Source organism: Kribbella catacumbae DSM 19601 (genome assembly GCF_000372465.1).
Taxonomy (GTDB): domain Bacteria; phylum Actinomycetota; class Actinomycetes; order Propionibacteriales; family Kribbellaceae; genus Kribbella; species Kribbella catacumbae.
Genome location: NZ_AQUZ01000107.1, coordinates 1 through 8,180 on the forward strand (window position 1 = coordinate 1; position 8,180 = coordinate 8,180).

Below are 8,180 nucleotides of genomic sequence, written 5' to 3' on the forward strand. Positions count from 1 at the left end.
CCAGCCGGTCATCGACCGGTTGCGGCCGCTGATCGGGCAGTGGCGTACGACGGTGACCAAGCAGCCGACCGATCCGGACTTCACGCCGATTGGGAAGCCGATCACGTACCCGAACTCGCTTCTGCTGCGGGTGACTGAGCCCGAACTGGATGCGTCGTCTGGCGAGCCGGCGCGCTGGGAGTTGGCGTTCGCTACGTCCGGGGCGGCGTAAAGGGACTCCTGTCAGCCGGGCAGTGCGGAGCGCCGACTAGTGGTGGCTGGCCGCCGGTTGGCAGGCATTCAGCGGGAGCGCTCGCGACCTAACACGGGGGGTCGCGGGCGCTCCCTTTGTGCGTTCGGAGGCCGCGTCCCACACAGCCGCGCCGGTGACTCAGATGCTCACCGGGAAGGCCGACCACCCCCACCACCACAGGAGAACCACCGTGACCGAGACCGACTACAAGTTCGACCTGCCGCCGCAGGGCTATGTGCCGGCGGATTCCGGCCTGCCCGCGCAGGCAGCCGCTGAGGTCCAGCCGGTCGAGCCGATGAGCGACCTGGACCTGTTGAAGGCCGACCTGCCCGACGTCCAGGTCGAGGACGTCAAGCTGCCCGTACCGGGCCGAGACCTGTACGCCGTGACCTTCAGCACCGACATTTCTGAGCCCGAGCTGGAGAAGTGGCGGAAGCTCTCGAAGAACAAGAAACACGAGGGCGGCGTCGACGGCATCCGGCTCGGTTGCCTGGTCCTGGCGAACAAGTGCGTCGGGATCTACCGCGACGGCCGGCTGTTGCAAGACAGCGACGGCGATCCGCTGCGGTTCGCTCACCAGGAGTTCCTCGAGCTGGTCGGTACGCCGTCCGCTGCCGAGGCCGTGAAGACGTTCTACAAGCTCGACGCATCCATCACCAGCACGGGCGACGCCGTACTGCGCGCCGCGGGGTGGGGAGACCAGCTCGACCCTTTGGACCTCTGATCGAAGCGATGCAGGCCCACCCGCTGCTGCGGCGGGCGGCCCACATCGCCGACACCTTCGGGCTCGACCCGGTCCTCGTCCTCGAGGAAACCGACCTGCACAAACGGGCTGCCCGCGCGGCCGCGCACAACGTGATCCGAACCGCACGCCAGAAGGCGGCCAAGTAGCCGCGAGAGGAGGGGACCGGTGACCGACGACCTGGTCGTCAGGGCCAAGCTGCAGGACGAGCTGTCCGGTCCCCTCCAAGACGTCCGCGACGAGGTCAAAGAGGTCCGGGAGGAACTCGACAAGACCTCCAAGAGCAGCGACGAGACCGGCCGCTCGCTGACCCGGCTGTCGCAGCGTGCCAGCGGGCTCGCCAAGTCGGTCGAGGGTGGACTCACCCGCACCTTGAAGTCAACGAAGAAGTGGCTCACCGGCGCCGGGTCGGGTGGCCTCGGGAGCCTCGGCAAGCAGGCGTCGAAGGGATTCAGCAGGAGCTTTCTCTCCGGCCTGTCCGGCGCGTTGAAGACCCCTGTCGTCGGCCCCATCCTGATCGCGGCCCTGCTCGGCGCTGTCACCGTGGCTGGCCCGGCGATCGGTGCTATCGCGGCCGCCGGGCTGGTCGCCGGCTTCGGTGCCGGGCTCGCCGGTCTGGGCATCGTGTTCGCCGCGAAGAGCGAGGCAGTGAAGAGCGAGTGGAAGTCGACGCTGTCCGATCTGGGCGCGGATATGCAGCTGCTCGCTCAGCCGTTCGAGGGCACCCTGATCGACATAGCTGGATTTTTCCGGCGCACCGTCGACCGGTTCAATCCGTACCTGGCGCAGGCCTTCGCGAAGATGGCCGGCCCGATCTCGGCCTTCGTGGACGAGGGGTCGCGGGCGCTGGAGCAGTTCCTGCCGACCATCGGCCCGGTCACCGACGCCTTCAACGCGGTCCTCGCCGCCGCTGGTCCCGCGACGACGTCCGCGATCGGTCAGGTAGCGGCTGGGATGACCGCGCTGGCGCTCAGCGTCCAGAAGAACCCGGAGGCCCTGGCCGACGTGATCCGCGGTGTCGGCGACACGACCGCGATACTGCTGGATTTCATCAAGATCATGAACGACGCGAACACAAGTTTCGACGAGCTGACCGGTGGGACGTCGCTGGTGGAGGCGGCCTTTTCCGGGCTGAACTTCGCGATCGGCGCCCTCCTTGGTCCGCTGACGACGACGGCTGCGGCTATCACGAAGATCAGTGACGGCGTGAACGCGCTGAAGCACGACACCGACGCATCGGGGCAAAGCATGTCCGACGCGGCGAACCAGACGGTCCTGCTCGCCCAGGGGCTCCGCGCCGGCGGCGCGGAGGCGCTGAAGGCCGGACCCAAGATGGAGGCGCTGGCGACGAAGATCGAGCGGCAGAGGGCTGCTACCGACAGGCTGATCGAGTCGTTGTTCCGGCTGCAGAACCTGGCGCTCGGCCTCAGCGGTGCACAGATCAACCTGCAGGCCGCGATCGACTCGGCTACCGAGTCGATCAAGGAGAACGGCCGGACTCTCGACATCAACTCGGCGAAGGGCAGGGCCAACCGGTCCGCGCTGAACGAGGTCGCCAACTCGGCGAACGCGCAAACCGAGGCGATGCTGCGGGCCGGCAAGGGCACGTTCGCGGCCGCCCAGTCCGCTGCTGGGTCGCGGGCGAGCTTCGTCCGGCTCGCTACTCAGATGGGGCTGTCGCGGAAGCAGGCCCAGACGCTCGCCACACAGCTGATCTCGATCCCGAGTGTCACCCGCACCGCGAGGTTGGAGGGCAACAAGAAGGATCTCGAAACGAAGCTGGCGCAGGCCCAGGCCGCGCTGAAGAACCCGCAGCTGACTGCGACGAAGCGGGCGAAACTGCAGGCCGAGATCACGAACCTGCAGGCGGGGATCACGGAGGCGAAGCGGCTCCTCGCTGGGTTGCCGTCGTCCAAGACGGTGACGATCAACACCTACCGGAACATGATCGAGACGCGCATCGACCGCGGCCTCGTTGCGTCCGGCCAGGGGCTACCCACGGGTGACACCGCGACATCGCGGGGACGGGGCGGGAACCTGGCGCACACGATGGCGGGGCATGCGCGGGTCAACTCGCTGCTCGGTGGCGGGTACCACGTCTCGAACCTGCTGACCGGTGGCGGCGGCCGCGGTCACGGTTCGGGTGACCACCAGTCCGGGCGGGCGGTCGACGTCGTCGGGAAGGGACTCGCCAGCTACGCCGCTGAGGTGCGCCGGCAGGGCGGGTACGCCGCCATCCACGGGGAGGGCTCCGGACGCCACGTCCACGCCGTTATGGGCGACACGAACACCACCAGGGCCAGCAGGTCGACGAGCGGCCGGGGCGGCTCCGGTGGCGGCGGAACGACGGTCCTGGTGCAGCCGGGCGCGATCGTCGTCTACCCGCAGACCGAGATGGACCTGGAAGAGGCCCTTGAGCGGGCGCTGGACCGGATCATCCGCGACGCTGAGGAGCGCTCCTGATGGCAACTGTCAGCATCGCGATCCCGCGCGGGGCAGGTCTCATCGCGAGACTCAAGCGGAAGATGCACCCCAAGGCGTATATCCAGTCCGAGACGGGGGCGCGGTGGGTGTTCCCGTTTGCGCCCCGCGAGACCGAGCATGGCGGCGACGCAGACGAATGGTCGGTGCTCCCCCGGTCCGGGCGGAAGCCGCTGGTGAGGCGGAACGGCGCGGGTCTGCGCACGCTGCAGTTCTCCTTCCTTGTCGCGAGCTCGGCGTACGACGGCACGGTGGAGGGCACCATCACCAACCTCCGCACGGTGGTCGGGAACGCTGACAAGGTCCTGTTTTCGCTCGGGGTTCTCGAGCGAGGCTGGTGGCGCGTGACCGACCTGCAGGTCTCCCCGCTGGCGCGGCAGGAGGGCACGAACCAGGTCACCCGCGCGAACGTCTCCATTCAGTTGGTCGAGGCGTTCGACGTCCGGCCGAAGATCGGGCGCACCGCGACCAGGCCGAAGCCGAAGCCGCCGGCCAAGACGAAGCCGAAGGCGACCAGTCCGTCGTACCGGTACGTCACCGTGCGGCGCGGCGACACCCTGTGGGACTTCGCGGTCAAGTACCTCGGGACTGGTCTGCGGTGGAAGGAGATCGCGAAGCTGAACGGGGTACGCGACCCGAAGAAGTTGCAGGTCGGCAAGCGGCTGAGGATCCCCCCGAAGTGACGCTCGCAACGGGACGGGTGGAGAAGCTCATCGTTCGCGGCCGCGGTCTGACGTCCGACGTGGCGGAGGCCGTGATCGACGGGCAGGTGTCGCTGACGACGGACGGCGCGACACAGGTCAATTTCACCGTCGCCGACTCCGACCTCACGCTGCTGCGGTCTCGTCTGTTCGATCGGGGCGGGTATTGCGACTACGACAACCTGCGGCTTGTCATCTCGGCGCGTGAGCTCGTCGACGGCGCCGGCGGGCCGAGGGTGCAGGTCACCGCCAGGTCGCTCGGGTGGCGGAAGCTCAAGATCGCCAAGGGCGCGCTGGTACGGCGGAAGGTGTCGCCCACCCAGTTCGCGTACTACGAGGCCAAGGCCTACGGGCTCGGGTTCGTCGGTGAGCCGTCCGCCGTACGGTCCCAGATCGCGCGGCAGACCGGTGAACAGGCCGAGTCGAGCTGGGACACGATCCAGCGTCTCGCCAAGGAGATCGGGTTCGTCGCGTTCGAGTCGGGCGGCATCCTGTACTTCGGCCGGCCAACGTGGCTGCTCACCCGGCCGGGCATCGTCACCTACTGGCCGCTGGTGTGGTCCTCCGACGAGTCGAAGCGCACCGAAGGCCTGCAGGAGGTCCCGAACTGCCGGGACTCCGACGACTCCGGCGCGGCCGCCGAAACCACGGTCAAGCTGCTGTCCGACGACGCGGAGCGGATCCGGCCCGGCGACCTGCTGATCCTGTACGGGGTCGGCACGTTCGACGGGCGCTACATGGTGACCGGCGTCGAGATCCCTTTCGGTGGTGCCGGCGTTGTCACCGTGACCGCGTCGACCCCGATCAACCCGACCCCAGAACCACCCGAAACGCCGTCCGTCAGCAAGGGCAAGAAACCGATGGGTAGCGCGTCGTCGTCGGTGGAGAAGTTCGTCCAGGCCTGCCTCGATCAGGCCGGCGACCGGTACGCCTACGGCGCGGAGGCCTCAGCGAAGGACGCTGACCCGGATGCGTTCGACTGCTCCGAGCTCGTGGAGTGGGCTGCGAAGCGGGCCGGGGCGTTCATGCCCGACGGGTCCGCGAACCAGCTGGCGTACGTACGGAAGAAGGGCAAGACGATCAGCGTCGCCACGGCGATCAAGACCCGCGGCGCGCTGCTGTTCGCGCCGGGCCACGTCGCGGTTTCTCTCGGGAACGGCCGCACGATCGAGGCCATGAACAGGAAGTACGGCGTACGCCAGGGCACAGCCTCCACAAGCCGGTTCACAGCGGCCGGGCTCGTTCCCTCGCTGAGGTACAAGTGATCCGGCCGAACCGTCCCACCGCGACCGGTAGCGGTGTCCACCAGGGCGTCGTCACCCGCGTCGACGGCACCGACCTGTACGTCCAGCTGCCGCGCGCCTCACCCGGTCTGGAGTACGGGCCGTGCCTGGCGTGCGAGGCCCCGACCGCCTGGGCCGCCGGGCAGAGGGTCCTGGTCGCGTTCGTCGAGGGCCGCGTCGACGAACCAGCCATCGTCTGCCGTCTCGCCTGACTGCCCGCATCCCCGCAAGCTGGCTTGCGGGCATGCATGCTGACGGCGTGAGCATCCTGTCCCACCCTTTCCGGCTGACGCAGACCGGCGCCGTGGCGACCGTCGACGAGGGCACCACTGCAGCCAACGCCGAGGCGATTGCCGTGCTGGTGCTGACCCGTCGCGGTGAGCGGAAGTTCGCTCCCGACTTCGGGATCACTGACCCGACGTTCGGTGAGCTCGACGCCGCTGAGGTCGACGCCGGCCTGAGTCTGTGGGGTCCGGACGGGGTCTCTGTCGAGAGCGTGGAAGTGAACGCGCGCGACGACCTGACCGCCGACGTCGTCATCCGATTCGACGAGGACGAGGAGTAACCCCGTGACCGAGCTCGCCCCGGAGATCATCACCGCCCCGGACTCCCCTGGGTACGTGGACCTGTCGCTGTACGACGCGGACGAGGAGGACCTGGTCGACCGCGCCATCTCGGACGCCACGATCAAGATGCCCGACTGGATCCCCCGCGAGGGCCACACCGAGGTCGTTCTGATCGAGGCCTTGGCTCTGTTGGTCTCCGAGGGCGTCTACGCGCTCAACCGGCTGCCCGCGATCGTCCTGCAGGCACTCCTGGTCCTCTACGGCCTCGAACGCGACTCAGGGCAGCCGGCAGGCGGCCGTGTGATGTTCACTCTCTCCGACACGTTCGGCCGGACTGTCCCTGGCGGCACCCATCTGCGGGTCACCGTCGCCGAGACCGGCGAGGAAGTTGACCTGGTCACCGCGGAGCCGCTGGAGATCTTGTCGCCGGACAACACCGGGGAGGTTGCGGTTGTCGCCACGCAGGTCGGTGACGCGGGCAACGGGCTCGCTGCCGGCACTGTCCTCGAGCTGATCGACGCCGTCCCCTACGTCAACCGTGTGGAGCTGGTCTCCGTACTGTCGGGTGGACGCGACGCCGAGACTGATGCGCAGCTGTACGACCGCGGCTCGGCGCTGCTGTCGCGGCTCGTTTCGACGCTGGTCCTGCCGCCGCACTTCACCGCGGCCGCGCTGCAGAACCCGTCCGTGGGCCGAGCCACCACCGTCGACCGGTACGACCCCGGGCAGGCCGGTTCTCCTGGCGCGCACGCCGGGCACGTGACCGTCGCTGTCGCGGACGCGAACGGGCTGCCGCTCAGCTCCGCCGTGAAGAACGCCGTCGCCGCTGACATCGGCTCGAAGGCCATCGCCGGTCTCGCGCTCCATGTGATCGACCCGACCACCACCACCGTCGCTGTCGACGTCACGGTCACGGCGACGATCAGCGATACCGCGAAGGTCCAGGCCGACGTCACCGCCGCCGTCCAGGCCTACCTTGACCCGAAGGCCTGGGCGTGGAGCGCGAGCCTTTACCGGAACGAGGTCATCGGCCTGGTCGACCGCGTCGCAGGCGTCGGCCGGGTCGTCACCCTCACCCTGGCCGGTGGAAGCGGCGACGTCGCGCTCGCCGGGGTCGCTCCTCTGGCGAAGTACGGCGTAGTGACGGTGACCGTCGCGTGAGCCGTCCCGCCGTCGCCGACTTCACTGAGCGGCTGTACACCTCGCTGCCCGAGTTCATGAGGGATTCCGACACGGCCGACGCCAGCGTCAACGGGTACCCGTTGCTGCGGTACCTGTCCCTGCTCGGCGACCAGGCCGGCCAGGTAGAAGCCATCGCGGACCGGGCCGAGGCGGGTGACCTGGTCGACCCCGCGCTGGCTGACGACGCCTGGCTTCCGTGGCTCGGCCAGATGGTCGGCGTACGGCTCGACCCGGCTACTCCTCCGCAGACCTGGCGGGACGCCATCGCGGATGGTTCGTCCGGGTGGCAGTCCGGGACGCGGGAGGCGATCGCCAACGCCGCGCGACGGACGCTCACCGGAACCCAGTTCATCGACGTCCGCTCCCACAACGGGAAGCCGTCCGCCGGTGGTGACCCGTGGACGATCCTGCTGGTGGTCCGGGCCGACGAGGCGCCGTCCCCGCTGTCCAAGGTCACCGACGCGGTCCTCGCCGCCGGCGCGAAACCTGCCGGGTTCAACCTCGCCGTCTCGTCGTACGCGCCGACCTGGGCCACCGTCGACGCCATCGGCACGACTTGGGACCCGATCGACGCGCTGGGCCAGTGGGACCGGATCGACTACACCGGCGCCTGAACGGTGGACCGGCTGTACGCCGGTTGACCTGTACGTACCGCCATGCCTACTCTCGACACATGACAACCATGAGGGTGACCCGGCCCGAGTGTCCGGAACTTCAGCGGCAGGAGATCGCGCGACTGCTCGACGACGCCGAGTTCCAGGAGCGTCGTGGTTGCACCTTCGAGGCGGGTCGGCTGCGCCGGATCGCTGCCGGGATGAGCGGCGTCACCGTCGTCACCTGCAAGGGTCAGTCGGGCAACTCAACTTCGTGATGGAGGATGGTGGTCGCGCCTGGCGCGATCACCCGTGACACCTCCACGGGTCGCGGCTCGGCGCTCTTGTCGTCGCGCGGCCGACCCCACAACACCCGGTACACGTCTATGACGGGGCCGGG

At 68.8% G+C, this 8,180-nt stretch carries 11 protein-coding genes; all 11 read left to right on the forward strand.

The genetic code is table 11. The features are described from left to right. On the forward strand, positions 1 to 211 hold a 211-nt coding region (locus A3ES_RS50655; protein WP_040457222.1), incomplete at its 5' end, for a hypothetical protein. A gap of 211 nt (positions 212 to 422) precedes the next feature. Then, positions 423 to 956, forward strand: a complete 534-nt coding sequence (locus A3ES_RS0144875) for a hypothetical protein (protein ID WP_020393379.1) — start codon at positions 423 to 425, stop codon at positions 954 to 956. An 8-nt stretch (positions 957 to 964) separates the two neighbouring features. After that, positions 965 to 1,123: a hypothetical protein gene (locus A3ES_RS54840; protein ID WP_020393380.1), complete on the forward strand. Its 159-nt coding sequence runs from the start codon at positions 965 to 967 to the stop codon at positions 1,121 to 1,123. Between the two features lie 19 nt (positions 1,124 to 1,142). Further along, on the forward strand, positions 1,143 to 3,437 hold the full coding sequence (locus A3ES_RS0144885; RefSeq protein ID WP_020393381.1) for a hypothetical protein: 2,295 nt from the start codon (positions 1,143 to 1,145) through the stop codon (positions 3,435 to 3,437). Beyond that, positions 3,437 to 4,138 carry a LysM peptidoglycan-binding domain-containing protein gene (locus A3ES_RS0144890; RefSeq protein WP_026163802.1) on the forward strand — a complete coding sequence of 234 codons (702 nt, stop codon included), beginning with the start codon at positions 3,437 to 3,439 and terminating at the stop codon, positions 4,136 to 4,138. The genes A3ES_RS0144885 and A3ES_RS0144890 overlap by 1 nt, the downstream gene beginning before the upstream one ends. Further along, positions 4,135 to 5,421 (forward strand): NlpC/P60 family protein, encoded by a 1,287-nt coding sequence (locus A3ES_RS55870; protein WP_202806741.1) that lies wholly within the window; start codon positions 4,135 to 4,137, stop codon positions 5,419 to 5,421. Before A3ES_RS0144890 ends, A3ES_RS55870 begins: the two co-directional genes overlap by 4 nt. Then, on the forward strand, positions 5,418 to 5,651 hold the full coding sequence (locus A3ES_RS0144900) for a hypothetical protein (RefSeq protein WP_020393383.1): 234 nt from the start codon (positions 5,418 to 5,420) through the stop codon (positions 5,649 to 5,651). Before A3ES_RS55870 ends, A3ES_RS0144900 begins: the two co-directional genes overlap by 4 nt. A 47-nt stretch (positions 5,652 to 5,698) precedes the next feature. After that, positions 5,699 to 6,004 (forward strand): GPW/gp25 family protein, encoded by a 306-nt coding sequence (locus A3ES_RS0144905; protein WP_157631084.1) that lies wholly within the window; start codon positions 5,699 to 5,701, stop codon positions 6,002 to 6,004. A 4-nt stretch (positions 6,005 to 6,008) separates the two neighbouring features. Then, positions 6,009 to 7,166, forward strand: coding sequence for a baseplate J/gp47 family protein (locus tag A3ES_RS0144910; protein WP_020393385.1), 1,158 nt, complete (start codon positions 6,009 to 6,011; stop codon positions 7,164 to 7,166). Next, positions 7,163 to 7,801, forward strand: a complete 639-nt coding sequence (locus tag A3ES_RS0144915) for a phage tail protein (protein WP_020393386.1) — start codon at positions 7,163 to 7,165, stop codon at positions 7,799 to 7,801. Before A3ES_RS0144910 ends, A3ES_RS0144915 begins: the two co-directional genes overlap by 4 nt. Positions 7,802 to 7,860: 59 nt before the next feature. Then, the gene (locus tag A3ES_RS0144920) at positions 7,861 to 8,058 is read left to right on the forward strand and encodes a hypothetical protein (protein WP_157631085.1); all 198 of its coding nucleotides are present in this window, start codon (positions 7,861 to 7,863) and stop codon (positions 8,056 to 8,058) included. Positions 8,059 to 8,180 lie beyond the last annotated feature (122 nt).